The organism is Arthrobacter sp. 05L428 (assembly GCF_056397665.1).
In genome coordinates this window covers 70696-93431 of the sequence record NZ_JBFTNW010000006.1, presented here as the reverse complement: position 1 = coordinate 93431, position 22736 = coordinate 70696, and the positions used below count along the sequence as shown (strand labels likewise).

The 22736-nt window shown below is 67.8% G+C and carries 20 protein-coding genes; 15 read left to right on the top strand and 5 right to left on the bottom strand.

Annotated elements, in window-relative coordinates; all coding sequences use genetic code 11:
* The first annotated feature begins 32 nt into the window (after window positions 1-32).
* The 15 genes from AC1DH3_RS12295 (at window position 33) to AC1DH3_RS12225 (ending at window position 16637) form a co-directional block, all read left to right on the top strand.
* Window positions 33-1793 carry an ABC transporter ATP-binding protein gene (locus AC1DH3_RS12295; RefSeq protein ID WP_476892680.1) on the top strand — a complete coding sequence of 587 codons (1761 nt, stop codon included), beginning with the start codon at window positions 33-35 and terminating at the stop codon, window positions 1791-1793.
* Entirely contained in the window at window positions 1790-2182 is a 393-nt protein-coding gene (locus AC1DH3_RS12290; RefSeq protein WP_476892590.1) for a GntR family transcriptional regulator, read from the top strand. Before AC1DH3_RS12295 ends, AC1DH3_RS12290 begins: the two co-directional genes overlap by 4 nt.
* A gap of 165 nt (window positions 2183-2347) precedes the next feature.
* On the top strand, window positions 2348-5209 hold the full coding sequence (gene uvrA, locus AC1DH3_RS12285; protein WP_476909470.1) for an excinuclease ABC subunit UvrA: 2862 nt from the start codon (window positions 2348-2350) through the stop codon (window positions 5207-5209).
* Between the two features lie 178 nt (window positions 5210-5387).
* Window positions 5388-5792 (top strand): HAD hydrolase-like protein, encoded by a 405-nt coding sequence (locus AC1DH3_RS12280; RefSeq protein WP_476892589.1) that lies wholly within the window; start codon window positions 5388-5390, stop codon window positions 5790-5792.
* On the top strand, window positions 5779-6447 hold the full coding sequence (locus AC1DH3_RS12275) for a lysophospholipid acyltransferase family protein (protein ID WP_175323308.1): 669 nt from the start codon (window positions 5779-5781) through the stop codon (window positions 6445-6447). Before AC1DH3_RS12280 ends, AC1DH3_RS12275 begins: the two co-directional genes overlap by 14 nt.
* 101 nt (window positions 6448-6548) lie before the next feature.
* Window positions 6549-8552, top strand: a complete 2004-nt coding sequence (uvrC, locus tag AC1DH3_RS12270; protein ID WP_441418681.1) for an excinuclease ABC subunit UvrC — start codon at window positions 6549-6551, stop codon at window positions 8550-8552.
* Between the two features lie 116 nt (window positions 8553-8668).
* Window positions 8669-9592 (top strand): RNase adapter RapZ, encoded by a 924-nt coding sequence (gene rapZ / locus AC1DH3_RS12265; RefSeq protein ID WP_175323310.1) that lies wholly within the window; start codon window positions 8669-8671, stop codon window positions 9590-9592.
* On the top strand, window positions 9592-10611 hold the full coding sequence (locus AC1DH3_RS12260; RefSeq protein WP_476892588.1) for a gluconeogenesis factor YvcK family protein: 1020 nt from the start codon (window positions 9592-9594) through the stop codon (window positions 10609-10611). Before rapZ ends, AC1DH3_RS12260 begins: the two co-directional genes overlap by 1 nt.
* Window positions 10612-10621: 10 nt before the next feature.
* Window positions 10622-11602, top strand: coding sequence for a DNA-binding protein WhiA (gene whiA / locus AC1DH3_RS12255; protein WP_066438143.1), 981 nt, complete (start codon window positions 10622-10624; stop codon window positions 11600-11602).
* A gap of 175 nt (window positions 11603-11777) precedes the next feature.
* A complete protein-coding gene (locus AC1DH3_RS12250; RefSeq protein ID WP_175323312.1) occupies window positions 11778-12401 on the top strand; it encodes a superoxide dismutase in 624 nt (207 codons plus the stop codon).
* A 276-nt stretch (window positions 12402-12677) separates the two neighbouring features.
* A complete protein-coding gene (gene gap / locus AC1DH3_RS12245) occupies window positions 12678-13688 on the top strand; it encodes a type I glyceraldehyde-3-phosphate dehydrogenase (RefSeq protein ID WP_441418683.1) in 1011 nt (336 codons plus the stop codon).
* A 10-nt stretch (window positions 13689-13698) separates the two neighbouring features.
* On the top strand, window positions 13699-14925 hold the full coding sequence (locus AC1DH3_RS12240; RefSeq protein ID WP_476892587.1) for a phosphoglycerate kinase: 1227 nt from the start codon (window positions 13699-13701) through the stop codon (window positions 14923-14925).
* A gap of 82 nt (window positions 14926-15007) precedes the next feature.
* Window positions 15008-15823: a triose-phosphate isomerase gene (tpiA, locus tag AC1DH3_RS12235; protein ID WP_476892586.1), complete on the top strand. Its 816-nt coding sequence runs from the start codon at window positions 15008-15010 to the stop codon at window positions 15821-15823.
* A 49-nt stretch (window positions 15824-15872) separates the two neighbouring features.
* Window positions 15873-16130 (top strand): preprotein translocase subunit SecG, encoded by a 258-nt coding sequence (gene secG, locus AC1DH3_RS12230; protein ID WP_175323316.1) that lies wholly within the window; start codon window positions 15873-15875, stop codon window positions 16128-16130.
* A gap of 114 nt (window positions 16131-16244) precedes the next feature.
* Window positions 16245-16637, top strand: a complete 393-nt coding sequence (locus AC1DH3_RS12225; protein WP_476892585.1) for an RNA polymerase-binding protein RbpA — start codon at window positions 16245-16247, stop codon at window positions 16635-16637.
* Here the strand turns inward: AC1DH3_RS12225 and pgl are convergent.
* Genes pgl through tal form a run of 5 tightly spaced genes read right to left on the bottom strand, consistent with a single transcriptional unit; the run spans window position 16590 to window position 22700 of the window.
* On the bottom strand, window positions 16590-17408 hold the full coding sequence (pgl, locus tag AC1DH3_RS12220) for a 6-phosphogluconolactonase (protein ID WP_476892584.1): 819 nt from the start codon (window positions 17406-17408) through the stop codon (window positions 16590-16592). The genes AC1DH3_RS12225 and pgl overlap by 48 nt on opposite strands.
* Window positions 17398-18339 (bottom strand): glucose-6-phosphate dehydrogenase assembly protein OpcA, encoded by a 942-nt coding sequence (locus AC1DH3_RS12215; RefSeq protein ID WP_441418688.1) that lies wholly within the window; start codon window positions 18337-18339, stop codon window positions 17398-17400. The genes pgl and AC1DH3_RS12215 overlap by 11 nt, the downstream gene beginning before the upstream one ends.
* Window positions 18336-19898, bottom strand: a complete 1563-nt coding sequence (zwf, locus tag AC1DH3_RS12210; protein ID WP_441418689.1) for a glucose-6-phosphate dehydrogenase — start codon at window positions 19896-19898, stop codon at window positions 18336-18338. The genes AC1DH3_RS12215 and zwf overlap by 4 nt, the downstream gene beginning before the upstream one ends.
* A 15-nt stretch (window positions 19899-19913) precedes the next feature.
* Window positions 19914-21563 (bottom strand): glucose-6-phosphate isomerase, encoded by a 1650-nt coding sequence (locus AC1DH3_RS12205; protein WP_476892583.1) that lies wholly within the window; start codon window positions 21561-21563, stop codon window positions 19914-19916.
* Between the two features lie 6 nt (window positions 21564-21569).
* The gene (tal, locus tag AC1DH3_RS12200) at window positions 21570-22700 is read right to left on the bottom strand and encodes a transaldolase (RefSeq protein ID WP_441418691.1); all 1131 of its coding nucleotides are present in this window, start codon (window positions 22698-22700) and stop codon (window positions 21570-21572) included.
* Window positions 22701-22736: the final 36 nt, after the last annotated feature.

Sequence of the window (22736 nt, the reverse complement as noted above, 5' to 3'; positions counted from 1 at the left end):
TGCTGGGACTCCTGACGCCGGTACGCCGCCGCATGGCCGGTGCCATCGCCGCCACCTGCGCCTTCGCGGCGCTGAACGTGGCGGCCCCCAAATACCTTGGCGACGCCACCGACGTCGTGGTCCAAAGCGTCGTCGGCGGCACCTTCGACGAGCGCAGGCTCGGCCGGCTGCTGCTAGCGGTCGCCTTGATGTACCTGGGCGCCTCGCTGTTCAGCTGGATCCAGGGCGCCCTGACGGCGACGGCGGTGCAGCGGCTCGGCTACGGGCTCCGCGCCGCCGTCGAACAAAAGCTCCATCTGCTGCCTTCCAGCCATTTCGACGACCAGCACCGGGGCGACGTACTCAGCCGGGCCACCAACGACGTCGACAACGTCTCGCAGGCGCTCAACCAGTTGCTCAACCAGCTGATCATGTCGGTGTTGATGCTCTCCGGCGCCCTGGCCATGATGTTATGGCTCTCGCCGCTGCTGGCCGTGATTGCGCTGGCCTCGGTCCCGGTCTCCACCTTGATCACCGTGTTCGTGGCGCGGCGGTCGCAGGCGCACTTCACCGAGCAGTGGTCCAGCACCGGTGAACTTAATGCCCACTTGGAGGAGTTCTTCACCGGGCACGAAGTGGTCAAGGCATTTGGCCGGCAGGGGGCGGCCGCGGCCACCTTCGGGGAAAGCAATACGCGGCTGTTCCGGGCAGCTTCGAGCGCTCAGTACGTGTCCGGGGTCGTGCAGCCCCTGATGATTTTCGTCTCCAACCTCAACTACATCGCCGTCGCCGTCATCGGCGCGCTTCAGGTGGCCGCAGGCACCATGACGATCGGGGGCGTCCAGGCCTTCATCCAGTTCAGCCGGCTCTTCAGCCAGCCAATGGGCCAGATCGGCGGAATGCTCAACCTGATGCAGTCCTGCGTGGCCTCCGCGGAACGCGTCTTCGCGCTGCTGGACGCACCGGAAATCCCCGCGGATGCTGCGCCCTCTGCCGCTGGCGCCGCCCGTGCCGCCGCCGCCCGTGCCGGCGCCGCGGAGCCCGCACCTCCGGGGCGGGTCAGCTTCGAAAGCGTCACCTTCGGCTACGGTCCCGGTGCCCCCGTCGTGGAGGACCTCTCCTTCGCAGTCGAGCCGGGCCAGACCGTCGCTATCGTCGGGCCGACCGGAGCCGGAAAGACCACGGTGGTCAACCTCCTGATGCGGTTCTACGAGCTGGACGGCGGGCGGATCACCGTGGACGGCATCGACATCGCCGAAATACCGCGCGACGCGTTGCGGTCCGCCTTCGGCATCGTGATGCAGGACGCCTGGCTCTTCACCGGCAGCATCCGGGAGAACATCGAATACGGCAGGCCCGGCGCCAGCGACGGCGAGATCATCGCCGCGGCGCAGGCCAGCCACGTGGACCAGTTCGTCCGCGCCCTCCCGGCCGGCTATGCCACCATGCTCGGCAACGACGGCGACTCCCTCAGCCGGGGCCAGCGCCAGCTCATCTCGATCGCCCGGGCGCAGCTGGCCGGCCGCGGCGTCCTGATCCTCGACGAGGCCACCAGCTCGGTGGACAGCCGCACCGAAGCCCAGATCCGGCAGGCAATGGCCCGGCTGCGCCAGGGCCGGACCAGCTTCGTGATCGCCCACCGCTTGTCCACGGTCCGGGACGCTGATCTAATTCTGGTCATGGACCACGGACGGATTGTTGAACAGGGAAACCACCAGGAACTGATGGCGGGGGGCGGTTTCTACGCCGCCCTCTACCGGGCCCAGTTCGCCGGCCGCAAACAGCCCGAGAGCGTTCTGGAGCCTGAGCTGTGAGTTCCGCGGAACGTGCCGCCGCACAATTTCCAGGCAGCTGGAAGCCAAACACGGGCAGCTCGGTGCCGCTGTTTGAGCAGCTCCGGCTGAACATCATCGAGCAGGCGGACAACGGCACCCTGGCGCCGGGCACCCGCCTGCCGGCCGTCCGCAGCCTGGCAGGGGAGTTGGGGGTGGCGCCGCACACCGTGGCGCGCGCCTACAAGGAACTCGAGGCCGCCGGCGTGGTCGCGACCCGCGGCCGGAACGGCACCGTCGTCTGTGCCCGGGACGAGGCCTGGGGCTCGCTTACCGCTGCCGCCTCGGAGTTCGCGGCGGCAGCCAAAGCCCAGGGCGCCAGCTTCGCCGAGGCCGTTCAACTACTGGCGGCGGCGTACGACCGCCAATAGCACACCGGCCCTCCGAATGGATATTCGAAGAAGTTTTCGATTAGCATTGGAGGCGTGCCTAAAGCCGTAGCTGAAGAACCCGCCGTTGATGTCCAGCCCGCCGCCGTACCGGTGAAGTCCGGAAAATCGGCAGGCCCCAAGCCGTCCAGCCCGGCCTCGTCGGGCATAGAGCTGGCCCGCCCGGACCTGTCCCGACTCGTCGTGAAGGGCGCGCGCGAACACAACCTGCGCAACGTCGACCTCGACCTGCCGCGCGACGCGATGATCGTCTTCACCGGCCTTTCCGGCTCCGGCAAGTCCTCGCTGGCCTTCGACACCATCTTCGCCGAGGGACAGCGGCGCTACGTGGAGTCGCTCTCCGCCTACGCCCGCCAGTTCCTGGGCCAGGTGGACAAGCCCGACGTCGACTTCATCGAAGGCCTGTCGCCCGCGGTGTCGATCGACCAGAAGTCCACGAGCAAGAACCCCCGTTCCACCGTGGGCACGATCACCGAGATCTACGACTACATGCGCCTGCTCTGGGCCCGGGTGGGACGCCCGCACTGCCCCGTCTGCGGCGAGCCGGTGACCAAGCAGACCCCGCAGCAGATCGTCGACCAGCTCCTGGAACTGCCCGAGGGCACCCGGTTCCAGGTGCTGGCACCGGTGGTCCGCGGCCGCAAGGGCGAGTTCGTCGAACTGTTCAAGGAGCTCACGGCGAAGGGCTATTCAAGGGCCCGGGTGGACGACAAGCTGATCCAGCTCAGCGATCCGCCCAAGCTGGGCAAGCAGTTCAAGCACACCATTGAGGTGGTGGTGGACCGCCTCGTCGTTAAGGAAGGCATCAGCCAGCGCCTCACCGACTCGGTGGAAACCGCCCTGGGCCTTGCCGAGGGCCGCGTGCTGGCCGAATTCGTCGACCTCGAGGCGGATGACCCGGAACGGATCCGTGCCTTCTCCGAGCACCTCGCCTGCCCCAACGAGCACCCCCTCGCGATCGACGAAATCGAACCCCGCTCGTTCTCCTTCAACAATCCTTTTGGCGCCTGCTCCGCCTGCAGCGGCATCGGCACCAAGCTCGAGGTCGATGAAGAACTCCTCATCCCCAACCCGGAGCTCTCCCTCGCCGAAGGCGCCATCGCGCCCTGGTCGCTCGGCACCGCCACCACCGAGTACTGGAACCGGCTCCTCGGCGGCCTGGCCAAGGAAATTGGCTTCAAGATGACCACGCCTTGGGAGAAGCTCTCCACTGAGGCCCGGCAGACCGTGCTGCACGGCAAGGACCACAAGGTCGTGGTGCAGTACCGCAACCGCTTCGGCCGGGAACGCAAGTACAGCACCGGCTTCGAGGGCGTTGTCCAGTACGTGCACCGCAAGCACACGGAAACGGATTCCGACTCGGCGCGGGACCGCTACGAGGAGTACATGCGCCAGGTCCCGTGCCCGGCCTGCAACGGCGCCCGGCTGAACCCGGCGTCGCTCTCCGTCCTGATCAACGGCAAGTCGATTGCCGAGGTCGCCGCGCTGCCGATGCGCGAATGCGCGCACTTCCTGGACACCCTGGTCCTCACCGGCCGGGAGGCCCAGATCGCCCACCAGGTCCTCAAGGAGATCCAGGCCCGCCTGACCTTCCTGCTCGACGTCGGCCTCGAGTACCTGAACCTGGAGCGGCCCTCCGGCACCCTGTCCGGCGGCGAGGCCCAGCGCATCCGCCTGGCCACCCAGATCGGTTCCGGCCTGGTCGGCGTGCTGTACGTCCTCGACGAGCCCTCGATCGGCCTGCACCAGCGCGACAACCGGCGTCTGATCGAAACCCTCACCCGGCTCCGGGACCTCGGCAACACCCTGATCGTGGTCGAGCACGACGAAGACACCATCCAGGAGGCGGACTGGGTGGTCGACATCGGACCGGGCGCCGGCGAGCACGGCGGCATGGTGGTCCACTCCGGGTCCTACCAGGACCTGCTGAAGAACACCGAGTCCCTGACCGGCGATTACCTCTCCGGACGTAAGTCCATCGAGGTGCCGAAGAAGCGGCGCAAGTACGACAAGAAGCGCGAGCTGAAAGTCGTCGGCGCCAAGGAAAACAACCTGCTGAACGTGGACGCAGCCTTCCCGCTGGGCCTGTTCACCGCCGTCACCGGCGTCAGCGGATCCGGCAAGTCCACCCTTGTCAACGAGATCCTCTACAAGGTGCTCGCCAACAAGCTCAACGGCGCCAAGCAGGTCGCCGGACGGCACAAGACGGTCCAGGGCCTCGAGCACCTGGACAAGGTGGTGCACGTCGACCAGAGCCCCATCGGCCGCACCCCGCGGTCCAACCCGGCCACCTACACGGGCGTCTTCGACCACATCCGGAAGCTCTTTGCCGAGACCACCGAGGCCAAGGTCCGCGGTTACCAGCCCGGCCGATTCTCCTTCAACGTCAAGGGCGGACGCTGCGAGGCCTGCTCCGGCGACGGCACGCTGAAGATCGAGATGAACTTCCTGCCGGACGTGTATGTGCCCTGCGAGGTCTGCCACGGCGCCCGCTACAACCGCGAAACGCTCGAGGTGCACTACAAGGGCAAGACCATCGCGGACGTCCTGAACATGCCGATCGAGGAGGGCGCCGAGTTCTTCGCCGCGTTCTCGCCGATCGCCCGGCACCTCAAGACCCTGGTCGACGTCGGCCTCGGCTACGTGCGGCTCGGCCAGCCTGCAACCACCCTTTCCGGCGGCGAGGCGCAGCGCGTGAAGCTGGCCGCGGAGCTGCAGAAGCGCTCCAACGGCCGCAGCGTCTACGTCCTGGACGAGCCCACCACCGGGCTGCACTTCGAGGACATCCGCAAGCTGCTGATGGTGCTGCAGGGCCTGGTCGAAAAGGGCAACACCGTGATTACGATCGAGCACAACCTGGACGTCATCAAGAGCGCCGACTGGATCGTGGACCTGGGACCCGACGGCGGTTCCGGCGGCGGCCGGATCGTTGCCTCTGGAACACCGGAGCAGGTGGCCAAGTCCAAGGAAAGCCACACAGCGGCCTTCCTGGCCGACATCCTGGGCTGACCGGGGTTCGCTGACTGCGAGGCGACACCCGCCCCATGACGCGCAAATGCCCTGCCGCTACCGGACTTCCGGCGGCGGCAGGGCATTTGCGCGTCGTCGCGAAGCGAAGTACCCACGATGTATTCCCGAAGGAGTATGTGAATTTCTGGCAGCCGCGCACTCGTGAGAAACTAGGCCCGTGACGCCTACAACCGTGCCCGTGATCTTCGACCTCGACGGCACTCTTGTCGATCCTGCCGGGGGGACAGCGGACGGAATCGCAGCGCCCCTCACCGAACTTCGCCTCCCGCATCCGGGGAAGTCCGTCGCTGACGAGGCCGGCGCCGGGCCGGGGGCGGGTCCCGTCCCCGCAGGCCAGGCCGTCATGGTGGGGGACCGGGCGCAGGACGTGGCCGGGGCGGCTGCGAACGGATCGGACTGTGTCGGCGTAGGCTGGGGTTTTGCGCCCGACGGCGAACTCCACGCGGCCGGCGCCGTCGAGATCGTGCACACCACTGCGGCGCTTCACGCTACGATCACCAGACTCTCCGAATGCCCGGGGACCACAGCCCTGAATGAGGTGCACACCATTGGCAATGTTTGACGCGATCCGCTGGACGACCCGCGGGCTCATTTCCTCGACCTGCCGTCCCACCGTGATCGGCCTCGAGAACGTGCCCAAGGAGGGTCCCTTCATCGTGGCGCCGAACCACCTGTCCTTCCTCGACAGTGTGATCGTCCAGGCCCTCATGCCGCGCCCCGTGGCTTTTTTCGCCAAAGCGGAATATTTCACCACGGGCGGCGCCAAGGGCAAGCTGATGAAGTCCTTCTTCGAAGCCGTCGGTTCCATTCCGGTCGAACGCGGTGAACAGGCCGCCAGCGTCCAGGCGCTGAAGACGCTGCTGGACATCCTCGACGCGGGCAAGGGCGTTGGAATCTACCCGGAGGGCACCCGCTCCCGTGACGGCATTCTCTACCGCGGACGCACCGGCGTCGGTTGGCTTGCCCTCACCACCGGCGCCCCGGTCATCCCGGTGGGCCTGATCGGCACCGAAAACCTGCAGCCGGCGGACAGCAACAAGGTGACACCGCAGCACTTCACCATGAAGGTGGGCGAGCCCCTGTACTTCGACAAAACCGGCCCGGACCACTCCCTGCCGGCGCGCCGACAGGTCACGGACCGGATCATGGACGCCATCGCCGAACTGAGCGGCCAGCAGCGGGCCACCACCTACAACCAGAGCAAAAGCGTCGATTAGCGCTGCTCCCTGCCGCGGACACCCGTCCGGTCACCCGTCCGCCACACCCGCACGGGAGCCGACGGTCGGGGCGGTCCCGCCCGGCTTAGTAGAATGGACTAGTGGCAAATCCAGCTAGTTACCGTCCCCAGACGGGGGAGATCCCGACCAACCCGGGCGTGTACCGCTTTCGCGATCCGCATGGCCGGGTCATTTACGTCGGCAAGGCCAAGAACCTCCGGTCCCGGCTGAACTCCTACTTCGCCAACCCCGCGGGCCTGCTGCCCAAGACGTATGCCATGGTGCACACCGCCAGCAGCGTGGAATGGACCGTCGTCGGCAGCGAACTGGAATCCCTGCAGCTCGAATACACCTGGATCAAAGAATTCAAGCCGCGGTTCAACGTCATGTTCCGCGATGACAAGAGCTACCCCTACCTCGCCGTCACGATGGGGGAGAAGTACCCCCGGGTGCAGGTCCTCCGCGGCGAACGGCGCAAGGGGACCCGGTATTTCGGGCCCTACACGGCCGGCGCCATCCGCGACACCATGGACACCCTGCTGCGGGTCTTCCCGGTCCGCAGCTGCAGCCCCGGCGTCCTGAAACGCGCAGAAGCCAGCGGCCGTCCCTGCCTGCTCGGCTACATCGACAAGTGCGCGGCGCCCTGCGTCGGCCGGATCTCGGCGGAGGACCACCGGGCCCTGGCCGAGGATTTCTGCGCCTTCATGGGCGGCGAAGCCAAGCGCTTCGTGTCCCGGCTCGAGAAGGACATGGCCGCCGCCGTCGCGGAGCTCGACTACGAACGCGCGGCCCGGGTGCGCGATGACATCATCGCGCTGAAAAAGGTCTTTGAACGCAATGCGGTGGTCCTGGCCGAGGATACCGACGCCGACGTGTTCGCGCTGCACGAGGACGAGCTTGAGGCCGCAGTCCAGGTCTTCCACGTCCGGGGCGGCCGGATCCGCGGCCAGCGCGGCTGGGTGGTGGAAAAGGTCGAGGACACCACCACGCCCGACCTCGTCGAGCACTTGCTCCAACAGGTCTACGGCGAGGAAGGCGAAAGCCAAGGCCGGATGCCCCGCGAGGTTCTGGTGCCGGCCGAGCCCAGCAACGCCGCCGAACTCGCCCAATGGCTCAGCGGGCTGCGGGGGGCCCGGGTGGACATTCGTGTCCCGCAGCGCGGCGACAAGGCCACGCTGCTCTCCACCGTCCGGGACAACGCCGAACACGCCCTCAAGCTGCACAAGTCCCGGCGCGCCGGCGACCTGACGATGCGTTCCCAGGCGCTCCAGGAACTGCAGGAAGCCCTGGATCTGCCGGTCGCGTTGATGCGGATTGAATGCTTCGATATCTCGCACATCCAGGGCACCAACGTGGTCGGCTCCATGGTGGTGGTCGAGGACGGCCTGCCGAAGAAATCCGACTACCGGAAATTCTCGGTCACCGGTGCCGCGGCCAACGACGACACGGCGGCCATGCATGACGTCCTGACCCGCCGCTTCCGGAACTACCTGCAGGAACAAGCCGATAAAACGGCCGACGGTTCCGGGCCGCTGGCCGTCGCCCAGGCCGCCGCCGTGGCCCCGGTCGCGGACACCACGACGCCGGCGCCGAAGACGAAATTCGCCTACCCGCCCAACCTCGTCGTCGTCGACGGCGGCAAGCCGCAGGTGAACGCGGCAGCGAAGGCCCTCGAAGAGCTCGGCATCGAGGATGTCTATGTGGTCGGACTCGCCAAGCGGCTCGAGGAGGTCTGGCTGCCGGACAGCGACTTCCCGGTCATCCTGCCGCGCGCCTCGGCCGGTCTCTATCTGTTGCAGCGGATCCGGGACGAGGCGCACCGCTTCGCCATCTCCTTCCACCGGCAAAAGCGCGGCAAGGCCATGACAGTCTCCGCGCTGGACGGCGTGCCCGGCCTCGGCGACTCCAAGCGCAAGGCGCTCCTGAACCAGTTCGGCTCGGTGAAAAGCATCAAGGCCGCCACGGTCGAGGAGCTGACGGCCGCCAAGGGGGTCGGACCAGCCCTCGCCGGGGCAATCGTGCGGCATTTCAACGCGGCGGAGGACACGGAAGGGCCCGCCGCGCCGGCCGTCAACATGACAACCGGCGAAATCCTCGAAACTTAGCTAGCTCCGGCAATCTTAGCTAGGGTAAGGAGCTGAGGTACGGCGCACGGCGGGCAGGCAACTGCCGCGTGCGCCGGCCTCACGGCAGAGCAGACAGCAGAGATGGGGCACGACTGATGACAGAGTCAACGGCAGGATCCGGCATGGAGGCGGACGGGTTGACCCCCGTCAAGCCGATCGAGGCGGAACTGCTCGTGGTGACCGGGATGTCAGGGGCCGGTCGGAGCACCGCCTCGGACGCCCTCGAGGACCACGGCTGGTACGTGGTGGACAACCTGCCGCCCCAGATGCTCGGCACGCTCGCCGAGCTGGTCTCCCACGCCCCGGGCTCCATCTCCAAACTCGCCGTCGTCGTCGACGTCCGCAGCAAGGACCTCTTCGCGGACATCCGCGCCGCGCTGCGCAACCTCGAAGCCAGCGGCGTCACCTTCCGGGTGCTGTTCCTCGACGCCAGCGACGACGTCCTGGTCCGGCGCTTCGAACAGGGCCGGCGGCCGCACCCGCTGCAGGGCGGCGGCCGGATCCTCGACGGCATCGCCGCGGAACGCGAGCTGCTGCATGAGCTGCGCGAATCCTCGGACATTGTGCTGGACACCTCGACACTCAACGTCCACGGCCTCGCGACCGCCATCACCGAACTGTTCAGCGAAACCGGTCCGGTGGCGCTGCGCCTGAACGTCATGAGCTTCGGTTTCAAGTACGGGCTGCCGGTGGACGCCAACTTCGTCGCCGACGCCCGCTTCATCCCCAACCCGCACTGGGTTCCGCAACTGCGCCCGCACACCGGGCTCGACAAGGACGTCAGCGACTACGTGCTCGAGGCGGAGGGCGTCAACAACTTTGTGGAGCGCTACGTGCTGGCCCTCGAACCAGTCCTGGACGGCTACCGGCGCGAAAACAAGCACTACGCGACCATCGCCGTCGGCTGCACCGGCGGCAAGCACCGTTCCGTCGCCGTGGCGGTTGAACTCTCGCGGCGGCTTGCCCAGTACCCGCGTGTCACGGTCACCACTACGCACCGGGATCTGGGCCGCGAGTAATGGCGCTCCTGACCGGGCCGCTGCCCCTGGTGCCGGCCGCCAGTGCGGCCTCCGCCGGCCAGCAGGACAAAGGCCCCTCCGTGGTCGCCCTCGGCGGAGGCCACGGCCTTTCCGCTTCACTTTCCGCCCTGCGGTTGCTCACCTCGGAACTGACCGCGATCGTAACGGTCGCCGACGACGGCGGTTCCTCCGGCCGGTTGCGTGACGAGTACGGCGTCCTGCCGCCCGGTGACCTGCGGATGGCCCTGTCCGCACTCTGCGACGACACCGACTGGGGTCGGACCTGGCGCGATGTCATGCAGCACCGGTTCAAACCCGGCAAGGGCCGCGGCGGTTCGCTCGACGAACACGCGATGGGCAACCTGCTGATCGTCACCCTCTGGGAACTGCTCGGGGATGCCGTCGTCGGGCTGCAATGGGCCGGGGCGCTGCTCGGCGCCCGGGGCCAGGTCCTGCCGATGTCCACCACCCCGCTCACCATCGAAGGCGAGGTGCGGGTGGGGAAGCCCGACGGCACGTCGGGGCTGCAGACCGTCCGCGGACAGGCCAAGTGCGCCGTCGCGGGTTCGCTGGAAGCCGTCCGGCTGCTGCCCGAGTCGGCCCCGGCCTGCGTCGAGGCGCTGACCGCGATCGAACTCGCCGACTGGGTGGTCCTGGGCCCCGGCTCCTGGTACACCTCGGTGCTGCCGCACCTGCTGCTGCCGGAGATGCGCGATGCGCTGTGCAAGACCGAGGCGCGGCGCTGCCTCACGATGAACCTCGCCACGGACACCAAGGAGACCCTCGGAATGTCCGCAGCGGACCACCTGCGCGTGCTGCGCGACTACGCACCGGACTTCAGCGTCGACGTCGTGCTGGCGGACCCCGCGTCGGTGCCGGACCTCCCGGAGTTCGAGCGGGCGGCCGGGATGCTCGGAGCAGAGGTGGTCTTGGGTAAAGTAGGGGCGTCGAGCCGCCGGCCGATCCACGACCCGCTGCGCCTGGCAACGGCGTACCACGACATTTTCGGGAACAGGTAGGAAAGGTGCCATGGCACTGACAGCATCAGTCAAGGAAGAACTTTCCCGGCTGGACATCAAGAAGTCCTCGGTCCGCAAGGCTGAAGTGTCCGCCATGCTCCGCTTCGCCGGGGGCCTGCACATCATCTCCGGCCGGATTGTGATTGAGGCCGAGGTGGACTTGGCCTCGACCGCCCGCCGGCTCCGTGCCGCGATTGCCGAGGTTTACGGGCACCAGAGCGAAATCATCGTCGTCTCCGGCGGCGGCCTGCGCCGCGGCAGCCGCTACGTGGTGCGGGTGGTGCGCGACGGCGAGGCCCTCGCCCGCCAGACCGGCCTGCTGGATGCCCGCGGCCGGCCCGTCCGCGGCCTGCCCTCCGTGGTGGTGAACGGCTCCGCCGCCGACGCCGAGGCGGTCTGGCGCGGCGCGTTCCTGGCCCACGGCTCGCTCACAGAGCCCGGCCGCTCCTCCGCCATGGAGGTCACCTGCCCCGGGCCGGAATCGGCCCTCGCCCTCGTTGGCGCCGCCCGCCGGCTCGGCATCCAGGCCAAGGCACGGGAGGTCAGGGGAGTGGACCGCGTCGTGATCCGCGACGGCGACACCATCGCGGCGCTGCTGACCCGGATGGGCGCCCACGACGCGCTGATGGTCTGGGAGGAGCGGCGGATGCGCAAGGAAGTCCGCGCCACCGCCAACCGGCTGGCCAACTTCGACGACGCCAACCTGCGCCGCTCGGCGCAGGCGGCCGTCGCCGCGGGGGCCCGCGTGGACCGGGCACTGGAGATCCTCGGCGACGACGTCCCGGACCACCTGAAATACGCCGGCGAACTGCGTGTGGCCCACAAGCAGGCCAGCCTGGACGAACTGGGCCGGCTCGCCGACCCGGTGATGACGAAGGACGCCATCGCCGGCCGGATCCGACGGCTCCTGGCGATGGCGGACAAACGGGCGCAGGACCTCGGCATTCCCGGCACCGAGGCGAACGTGACGCCGGAAATGCTCGACGAGTAGCCACTGCGGGGATTCAGCGACAGAATCGGATCCGACGGCCGGGAATACCTCAGCAGGACCGGAGGCTATGCCCACTGGATCCACATCCACAGACTTCCGGGTGTCCAACCATCCGGATGCACAATCCGAGAGTTAGCAAAACCGGACGAACACGTCCACGACATTGGAGGATTTTGTGACCGAGTACGTACTGCCCGAACTTGACTACGATTACGCCGCGCTGGAGCCCCACATCTCTGCGAAGATCATGGAGCTGCACCACAGCAAGCACCACGCCACCTACGTGGCCGGCGCCAACAACGCGCTGGCCCAGCTGGCCGAGGCACGCGAAAAGGGCGACTTCGCCAACATCAACCGCCTCTCCAAGGACCTCGCGTTCCACACCGGCGGCCACATCAACCACTCCGTGTTCTGGAAGAACCTTTCCCCGGACGGCGGCGACAAGCCCGAGGGCGAGCTCGCGGCCGCGATTGACGACGCCTTCGGCTCCTTCGACGCCTTCCGCGCCCAGTTCAGCGCCGCGGCGCTGGGCCTGCAGGGCTCCGGCTGGGGCTTCCTCGCCTACGAGCCGATCGGCGGCAACCTTGTCATCGAGCAGCTCTACGACCAGCAGGGCAACGTCGCGCTGGGCACCACGCCGCTGCTGATGCTGGACATGTGGGAGCACGCCTTCTACCTGGACTACGTCAACGTCAAGGCCGACTACGTCAAGGCCTTCTGGAACATCGTGAACTGGGCCGACGTCGCCAAGCGTTTCGACGCCGCCCGGAAGAACGCCACCGGCCTGATCACCCTCTAGGACAGTCGAAACCGGCGCTTAGCCGAAACCAGGCTGTAACAAAGCTCACATTTCGAGCCGTTCGGCCCGAAACGTGGACTGCCCGCCCCCGCACTTGCGGGGGCGGGTCCACTTAAACGTAAGATGGATCACGGAAGGCGGTTAGCCTTCAGCAACGTGGCTGGTCGCCCTCCGATCTGGTAATCATCTCTGCCCAATGGCGTGCGGGATCTGTTAGTTGGCTTGAACGCCTACTCAACTAATCGTGCTTGATAGAGCACCAAGGAGACTGAAAACGTGACGACACGTATTGGTATCAACGGCTTCGGCCGCATCGGCCGCAACTACTTCCGCGCCGCCCTGGCCCAGGGAGCAGACCTCGAGATCGTTGCAGTCAACGACCTCACCAGCCCGGAAGCCCTCGCACACCTCTTCAAGTACGACTCCGTCGGCGGCCGCCTGGCCGAAACCATCGAGGTCAAGGACGGCAACATCGTCGTCGACGGCAAGACCGTGAAGGTCCTTGCCGAGCGTGACCCGGCCAAGCTCCCCTGGGGCGAGCTGGGCGTGGACATCGTGATCGAGTCCACCGGCTTCTTCACCAAGGCCGCCGATGCGCAGAAGCACATCGACGCCGGCGCCAAGAAGGTCCTGATCTCCGCCCCCGCCTCGGACGAGGACATCACGATCGTGATGGGCGTGAACGACGGCCTCTACGACCCCGCCGCGCACAACATCATCTCCAACGCCTCCTGCACCACCAACTGCCTCGGCCCGCTGGCCAAGGTCATCAACGACTCCTTCGGCATCGAGCGCGGCCTGATGACCACCATCCACGCCTACACCGCTGACCAGAACCTGCAGGACGGCCCGCACAAGGACCTCCGCCGCGCCCGCGCCGCCGCCATCAACATGGTTCCCACCTCCACCGGCGCAGCCAAGGCGATCGGCCTGGTGCTGCCGGAGCTCAAGGGCAAGCTGGACGGCTACGCCATCCGCGTCCCGGTCCCCACCGGCTCCGCCACCGACCTCACCGTGACCGTCTCCCGCGAGACCACCGTCGAGGAAGTCAACGCCGCACTCAAGGCCGCGTCCGAGACCGAAGAGCTCAAGGGCCTGCTGACCTACACCGATGAGCCGATCGTCTCCTCGGACATCGTCGGGGACCCGGCGTCGTCCATCTTCGACTCCGGCCTGACCAAGGTGATCGGCAACCAGGTCAAGGTTGTTTCCTGGTATGACAACGAGTGGGGCTACTCCAACCGCCTCGTCGACCTTACGGAGCTCGTCGCGTCGAAGCTGGGCTAGGGTAAGACCCATGACATTCCACACCCTCGACGAACTGATCGCTGATGGTGTCCGCGGGCGGTACGTTCTGGTCAGAAGTGACCTGAACGTGCCGCTCGACGGCTCTGCAGTCACTGACGACGGCCGGATCAAGGCCTCCCTGCCAGTGCTGTCGAAGCTTACGGACGCCGGTGCCCGCGTGCTGGTCACGGCACACCTCGGCCGCCCCAAGGGCGCCCCGGAGGAGAAGTACTCGCTCAAGCCCGCCGTGGCGCGCCTGGCAGAGCTGGCGTCCTTCAAGGTCTCGCTCGCTGACGACACGGTCGGTGAATCCGCCAAGGCGGCCGCCGCCGCACTGCAGGACGGCGAAGCCCTCGTGCTCGAAAACGTCCGCTTCGACGCCCGCGAGACGTCCAAGGACGACGCCGAACGCGGCGCCTTCGCGGACGAGCTGGTCGCCCTCACCGGTGACAACGGCGCCTTCGTTGACGATGCCTTCGGTGCCGTGCACCGCAAGCACGCCAGCGTGTACGACGTCGCCACCCGGCTGCCGTCCTACCAGGGCGACCTGGTCCGCACCGAGGTGGAGGTGCTGCGCAAGCTGACCACCGACACCCAGCGGCCCTACGTCGTCGTGCTGGGCGGTTCCAAGGTCTCGGACAAGCTCGCCGTGATTGCCAACCTGATCGGCAAGGCGGACACCATCCTGGTGGGCGGCGGCATGCTGTTCACCTTCCTTGCCGCCGCCGACCACAAGGTCGCCGGCAGCCTGCTCGAAGAGGACCAGATCCCGGTCGTCCAGGATTACCTCAAGCGCGCCGCCGACGCCGGCACCGAGTTCGTTGTCCCCACCGACGTCGTGGTGGCCAGCAAGTTCGCCGCCGACGCCGACCACGAAACGGTGTCAGCCGACGCCATCGAGTCCAGCAGCTTTGGTGCCTCCGGCATCGGCCTGGACATCGGCCCGGATTCGGCAGCCGCCTTCGCAGAGCGGATCAACGGAGCCAAGACGGTCTTCTGGAACGGGCCCATGGGCGTCTTCGAGTTCCCGGCCTTCGCCGGCGGCACGCGGGCCGTTGCCAAGGCCCTCACGGAAACCGCGGCATTTACAGTCGTGGGCGGCGGGGACTCCGCCGCCGCGGTGCGGACCCTGGGCTTCGCCGATGACCAGTTCGGGCACATCTCGACCGGCGGCGGCGCGAGCCTGGAATACCTTGAAGGCAAGGAACTTCCCGGCCTGAGCGTGCTGGACCGCTAGAACCTCCAGCCGGCAGGGTGCCCGGCCCGCAAGGCGGGCACCCTGCCGGCTCTTTCACTGCTACGAATCTTTTGGAGATCACGTGACAACGTCAACCCACGGCAAGTTCGACCGCAAGCCCTTCATCGCGGGCAACTGGAAGATGAACATGGACCACGTCCAGGGCATCACCCTCCTGCAGAAGCTGGCCTGGACCCTGTCCGACGCCAAACACGACTACAGCCGGGTGGAGGTCGCCGTGTTCCCGCCGTTCACCGATCTCCGCGGCGTGCAGACCCTCGTCCAGGGCGACGAGCTGGACGTCGTCTACGGCGGCCAGGACCTCTCGCAGTTCGACTCCGGCGCCTACACCGGGGACATTTCCGGACAGTTCCTCGCGAAGCTCGGCTGCCGCTACGTCCTGGTGGGCCACAGCGAACGCCGCACCATTCACAACGAGTCCGACGAGGTCCTCAACGCCAAGACCAAGGCGGCCTTCCGCCACGGCATGACCCCCGTGCTGTGCGTCGGCGAGGGGCTCGAAGTCCGCCAGGCCGGCACGCACGTGGACCACACGCTTGCCCAGCTGCGGGCCGGCGTCGAAGGCCTTACCGCGGAGCAGGCGGCCGAGTTGGTGGTCGCGTACGAGCCCGTCTGGGCCATCGGCACCGGCGAAGTCGCCGGGCCGCAGGATGCCCAGGAGATGTGCGCCGCGATCCGCGCCGAACTCGCCACCCTCTTCGACGCCTCGGTCGCCGCCAAGACGCGCCTGCTCTACGGCGGCTCGGTGAAGGCGAACAACGCCGCCTCGATCCTCAAGGAACGCGACGTGGACGGATTGCTGGTCGGCGGTGCCAGCCTGGACGCCGCCGAGTTTGCTAATATTGTCAGGTTCGAGAGTCACACGCTGACGGATTAGTCCGGACACAGCTTTGGCCCCCGCAATCCCCATCTTCTGAAAGGCCGTAGTGGACGTTCTTCATGTCATTCTCCAGGTGCTGCTGGGCATCACCAGCCTCCTGCTGACCTTGCTCATCCTGCTTCACAAGGGGCGCGGCGGCGGTCTGTCCGACATGTTCGGCGGCGGCATGAGTTCCGGGCTCAGCTCCTCGGGCGTAGCCGAGCGGAACCTCAACCGCTTCACGGTCATCCTCGGAGTCACCTGGGGCGTCGTCATCATCGCCCTCGGCCTGCTGATGCGCTTCAGCACCGGCGCCGACTCCTAGTACCCCCGTTTTCTAAAACTTCATATGGGCCTTGCGGCCCTCCCCGCATCGGGAACTCCGAACTACACTGTCGCTGGCAAGCCAATCCACCAGCCGAGTAGCCAGGAGTTCCCGATGCTGCATTCTGCTTCCGGATTCAGGGGCATCCGCGTCGGTGCCATCGCCGGAGCCCCGGCCCGCCATGAGCCCCTCGACGGGGGCGCGGCGCAGCCCCGGATCTGCGTCACCTACCGGTGCGCGAAAGGCCACGAGACAGCGCTCGTGTTCGCCAAGCTCCCTGAGGAGCAAATCCCCGGGGTGTGGGACTGCCGCCGCTGCGGCGGAGCAGCCACCCGGGACGAGTCCCGCTTCGCGCTGGAGGACGAACCCGCCGAGGGTTTCAAGAGCCACCTCGAGTACGTTAAAGAAAGGCGCTCCAGCCAGGACGCCGAAGACGTGCTGGCTGGAGCGCTTGAACGGCTACGCGCCCGACGCGCCCTTCCGGACGAGCTGCTCGGGGACGCGTGAGGCTGCGTCCTCGTCGATCAGCCACAGCGTCTGGAACCGGCCACGGGGCCCTGCCGCCGGCACCTGCACCGGGTTGGCTCCGGCCAGGGCCAAGCCCACGGCGCCGGCCTTGTCATCGCCGGCCACCACCATCCACACCTCGTTCGCGGTGTTGATCGTCGGCAGCGTGAGGGAGAGCCGGGCCGGCGGCGGCTTGGGGGAGTTGCGGACCCCGACGACGGTCAACTCCTTCTCCCGGATGCCGGCCTGCTCCGGGAACAAGGACGCCACGTGCGCGTCCGGGCCGACGCCCAGTAGCACGATGTCCAGCCGCGGCAAGGCGCCGGGCTCCTCCGGACGGTCATCGGACATATCGGCGGCGTGCTCGGCCGCAGCCGCCTCGGCAAGCCGCCGCGCGTAGTCCGCCGCTGCTTCTTCAGGGGTTCCGAAGTCGTCCGTCGAGCCCGGGACGTGGACGCGCGAGGGGTCCACGTTGATGTGCGAGAGCAGTGCCTCGTGCGCCTGGCGGGCGTTGCGGTCGGCGTCGTCCGAGCCGACGAAGCGTTCGTCGCCCCACCAGAAGTTGACCTTGGACCAGTCCACCGCCTGTGCGGCCGGCGACTCGGCGACCGCCTTGAGCGAGCCGATCCCCATCGTGCCGCCGGTAAGCACCACCGTTGCCTCGCCGTGCTTGTCCTGGATGTCCACAAGCTTGGTGATCAGGCGTGCCGCGATCGCCGCCATCAGGACGGTCGAGTCAGGATGGATGCTTACTCTGGGGTCAGCGCTCACTGGGACGGACACTCCTTAGGTTGGTACGTGGCAGTCCAATAGTAATCACTTCACCGAAGACTTCGTCCGGGTCCAGGCGCCGGAGCTCCTCAGCCAGGCAGTCCTTGAGGCTGCGGCGCGGCAAGGAGATGCGCTGGGCAGGCTGGCCCGGCTGGGTCAATTCCGCCACGGTGAGTCCGGGTCGGAACAGCTGCACGTCGCCGCCGGTGCGGGTCAGCCGCACGCGCCGGATCCCGGTGCCGGCCGGATCGGCGACGATGGTCACCGGGGCGTCCAGCGCCAGCGTGAGCCATGCCGCGAGCAGCAGGGTGCTGGGGGAGTCCGAGGCGCCTTCGACAGCGACGGCGGTGACCGGCGAGGAGTCCACTTGGTCCAGGACTGCCGCCAGCTGGATCCGCCAGTTGGTCAGGCGGGTCCAGGCCAGGTCGGTGTCGCCGGCCTTGTAGGTGCTGCGGAGATTGTCCAGCGCCGCCAACGGGTCCGGCTCGTTTGCGGAGTCGGTGATGCGGCGGTGCGCGATCCGGCCGATCGACGTCTCGCAGGCATTCCGGGGCGCACCGTGCGGCCACCAGGCCACGATCGGGGCATCCGGAAGGAGCAGCGCGGCCACGAGGGATTCGCTTTCCTCCGCGAGTTCGCCGTAGCCGCGGAGCAGGATGACCTCGGAGGCGCCGGCGTCGCCGCCCACCCGGATCTGCGCGTCCAGCCGGGTGGGCGCCGAGGCGCCGGCGTCGGCGAGGACGATGATCCGGCAGGGGTGTTCCCGGCTGGCTTCGTTGGCGGCCTCGATGGCTTCCTCTTCGAGGCCGGACTTGGTCACCACCACGAGGGTCAGCACGCGGCCCAGGGCGATCACGCCGCCCTGTTCGCGCAGCGCCATGATCTTCTTGGAGATCTTGGAGGTTGTTGTGTCGGGAAGATCTACGATCATGGCCTTCTCCAGGTCCGTCCGTCGCGGGCGAGCAGTTCATCGGCGGAGGCGGGACCCCAGCTTCCGGGGGCGTAGGGCTCCGGCTGTTCGTTCAGGCTGGCCCAGTAGTCCTCGAACGGGTCCAGGATCTTCCAGGACAGCTCCACCTCCTGGTGCCGCGGGAACAGCGGCGGCTCGCCAAGGAGCACGTCCAGGATGAGCCGTTCGTAGGCCTCGGGACTGGACTCGGTGAAGGAATGGCCGTACCCGAAGTCCATCGTGACATCGCGGACTTCCATCTGGGTGCCGGGGACCTTGGAGCCAAAGCGGATGGTGGCGCCCTCATCGGGCTGCACCCGGATGACGACGGCGTTCTGGCCGAAGTCGTCCTCGCCGTGGTCACGGAAGAGCAGGTTGGGCGCGCGCTTGAACACGACGGCGATCTCCGTCACCCGCCGCCCCAGCCGCTTGCCGGCCCGCAGGTAGAACGGCACGCCGCTCCAGCGCCGGGTGTTGATGTCCACCCGGATCGCGGCGAACGTCTCGGTCGTGGAGTCGGCGGGGATGCCTTCCTCCTCCAGGTAGCCCTGGACCTGCTCACCGCCCTGCCAGCCGCCGGCGAACTGTCCGCGCGCCGAGTGCGTGGAGAGGTCCTCCGGCAGCCGGACCGCGGCCAGGACCTTTTCCTTCTCGGCGCGGAGGTCGTCCGCGTTGAAGGAGATCGGTTCCTCCATGGCGGTCAGGGCAAGCAGCTGCAGCAGGTGGTTCTGGATGACGTCGCGGGCAGCGCCCACGCCGTCGTAGTACCCGGCGCGGCCGCCCGTGCCGATGTCCTCCGCCATGGTGATCTGGACGTGGTCCACGTAGTTGGCGTTCCACAACGGTTCGAACAGCTGGTTGGCGAAGCGCAGGGCCAGGATGTTCTGGACCGTCTCTTTGCCGAGGTAGTGGTCGATCCGGAAGACTGCATCGGGCGGGAACACCGATTCCACGATGTCGTTGAGCTGCCGGGCCGACTCGAGGTCGTGCCCGAACGGCTTCTCGATCACGACGCGGCGCCACTTGTCGCCCTCGGCCTGGGCGAGGCCGTGCTTGGAGAGCTGCCGGCAAACCAGTTCGAAGGCCTTCGGCGGGATGGAGAGGTAGAAGGCGTGGTTGCCGCGGGTGCCACGCTGCTCGTCGAGTTCGTCGATGGTTTCGCTAAGCCGCTCGAAGGCGTCGTCATCGTCGAACTCGCCCTGCACGAAGCGGATGCCCTCGGAGAGCTGCTTCCACACCGTTTCGTCGAAGGGTGTGCGGGCGTAGTTTTTGACCGATTCCTTCACCTCGGCGGCGAAGTCCTCGTTCTCCCACTGCCGCCGGGCAAACCCGACGAGGGCGAAGCTCGGGGGCAGGAGCCCGCGGTTGGCGAGGTCGTAGACGGCCGGCATGAGTTTCTTGCGGGCGAGGTCACCGGTAACGCCGAAGAGAACCAAGGAGGAGGGGCCGGCGATGCGGTTCAGCCGGCGGTCCCGCGGGTCCCGGAGCGGATTGCGCCCCCGGCCCGCGGACTTAGGGCTGCCGTTTTGCGAGAGTGGCATGGTTGCTGTGGTGCCTTAGCTTTCGGTGGAGGACGCTGGGCGGCCAGCAAATGAAGTGCCGGCCAGCGAGGAGACAAGCTGCTGCAACTGGCGGACGCCGGAGGCACGGTCCGTGAGGTGGAGCCGGAGCACGGGCCGGCCGTGTTCGCTGAGGACCTGCGCATCGCCGGCGGCCTGGGCGGAGATCAGCTCACCGAAGCTGAACGGGCGTTCCGGGATGGGCAGGTCCGTCGCGGAGGCCGCGGTGACCTGCAGGAACACGCCGATCGCCGGGCCGCCCTTGTGGAACTGCCCGGTGGAGTGCAGGAACCTCGGTCCCCAGCCGAAGGTGACGGGGCGGCCGCTGAGGGCGGCCAGTTCGTCCCGGATGCCTTCGAGCGGTGCGTAGTTGAGCCGGTCGAAGTAGGCCTGGACGCTGAGGTAGCCGTCCGTACCAAGCTGGCCCAACAACGCGCTGACCGCTTCGGCCGCGGTGCCGGCGTCGCCCAGCCAGGTGCCGCCGCGGACCTCGATCGCGCCGTCGGTGAAGTTGGCCGGCGTCGGTTCGGGCTGCGCATCCAGCAGGCCGCGTGCTGCGACCTTGGCGGCCTCGACGTCGGGCTGGTCGAAGGGGTTGATGCCCAGCAGCCGTCCCGCGACGGCGGTGGCGAACTCCCACGTCATCATCTGCGCCGCGAGGCCGCCGGCGATGGCCGACTCGTTGTCGCCCAGTTCGACGTCGGCGTCGGCTGCCACCAGCCGGATCACCAGCACGTCCGCGGCGCCGCCCGTGACCTCCGGCGCGTCCGGACCGGCGACGACCGGCAACACGCCGGTGCCGAGCTTGCCGGTGGACTCGGCGATGAGCTGTTCGGCCCAGTCGGCGAACCCTACGATCCCGGAGCCGTCCTCGGCGATCACGATCTTGTCGCGCAGCGGGTTGGTGCCGCCCAGCGCGGCGCCGAGGGCGAGGCCGATGTTCTCCTCGCTGTCGTCATTGAGGATCTCGGCGGTCTCTTCAGCTTCGTCCAGGAAGGCCTGGATGTCCACGCCGGCCAGTCCGCACGGCACCAGCCCGAAGGCAGTCAGTGCCGAGTACCGGCCGCCGACGTTGGGGTCGGCGTTGAACACGGCGCGGTAGCCGGCTTCGCGTGAGGCCTTGTCCAGCGGCGATCCCGGGTCCGTGACGATGACGATCCGGCTCTTCGCGTCGAGCCCGGCCTCGGTGAAGGCATGCTCGAAGACGCGGCGCTGCGAGTCGGTCTCCAGCGTGGAGCCGGACTTCGAGGAGACCACGATGGCGGTCTGCTCGAGCCGGTCTGCCAGGGCGGCGCCAACCTGCTCGGGATCGGTGCTGTCCAGCACCGTCAGCCCGACGCCGGCGGTTCCGGCGATGACCTCGGGGGCCAGCGAGGAACCGCCCATGCCGCACAGGACAATCCGGGTCACGCCTTCGGCGCGGAGCGCGTCGCGGAGGGCCAGGACGTCCGCCACGAGCGGCTGGGAGACGGTGGCGGCCTCCACCCAGCCGAGCCGGACCGCGGCCTCGGCTTCGGCGTCGGGACCCCACAGGGTGGCGTCCTTGGCGAAGATCCGGGTGGCGACCCGGTCCTCCAGCAGGGCGGGCAGGTGCTGTTCATGCGCCTGGCGGGCGGCGCCCGTGGCGTCGTAGCTGAGAGTGGTCATGGGGGACTATGCGTCCTTCCGTGCAGCGGCGAGGGCGACCTCGACGTCGGCCAGCAGTTCCTTCCAGCTTGCCACAAACTTGTCGAGGCCTTCGGACTCGAGCACGGCGACGACTTCGTTGTAGGAAATGCCCAGTGCGTCGAGCGCGTTGAGGGTCGCGTTCGCGTCGTCGTAGCCGCGGGTGACCGTGTCGCCGGTGATGGCGCCGTGGTCGTAGGTGGCGTCGAGGGTCTTTTCCGGCATGGTGTTAACAACGCCGGGGGCGACGAGCTCGGTCACGTACAGGGTGTCCGGGTAGGCCGGATCCTTGACGCCGGTGGAGGCCCACAGCGGGCGCTGCGGACGGGCGCCGGCTTCGGCGAGCAGGGCCCAGCGCTCGGTGGAGAAGAGCTCCTCGTAGACCTGGTAGGCCAGGCGGGCGTTGGCCAGGCCGGCCTTGCCCTTGAGGGCTTTGGCTTCGTCCGTGCCGATCGCGTCGAGGCGCTTGTCGATTTCGGAGTCCACGCGGGAGACGAAGAACGACGCGACGGAGTGAATCTTGGACAGGTCGTGGCCGTTCTCCTTGGCCTGTTCGAGCCCGCTCTGGAACGCGTTGATCACGGCGCGGTAGCGCTCGAGCGAGAAGATCAGGGTCACGTTGACGCTGATGCCGCTTGCCAGGGTGGCGGTGATGGCCTCGAGGCCTTCAATCGTGGCGGGGATCTTGATCAGGACGTTGTCCTTGTTGACCTGGCCGTAGAGTTCCTTGGCCTCGGTGATGGTGCCGGCGGTGTCCCAGGCGAGGCGCGGGTCCACCTCGATCGAGACGCGGCCGTCGACGCCGTTCGTCGCGGCGGCCACGGGGGCGAACAGATCGCAGGCGTCGGCGACGTCGGTGGTGGTGATCGCGAAGACGGTCTCCTCGACGCTGGCGCCGGCGGCTGCCATTTCCTTGATTTTGGCGTCGTAGTCGGTGCCCGTGGTGATGGCAGCGTGGAAGATGCTCGGGTTCGTGGTGACACCGACGACGTTCTTCTCTTCGATCAGCTTGCGCAGCGTGCCGGTGGCGAGGCGGCCGCGGGAGAGGTCATCGAGCCAGATGGAGACGCCGGCGTCGGAGAGCTGCTGCGTGGGGGTAGCGGTGGGGGTGGTGTTCATGTGTAACTCCTGAAGTCTGGGGCCGCCGCCGTTGGT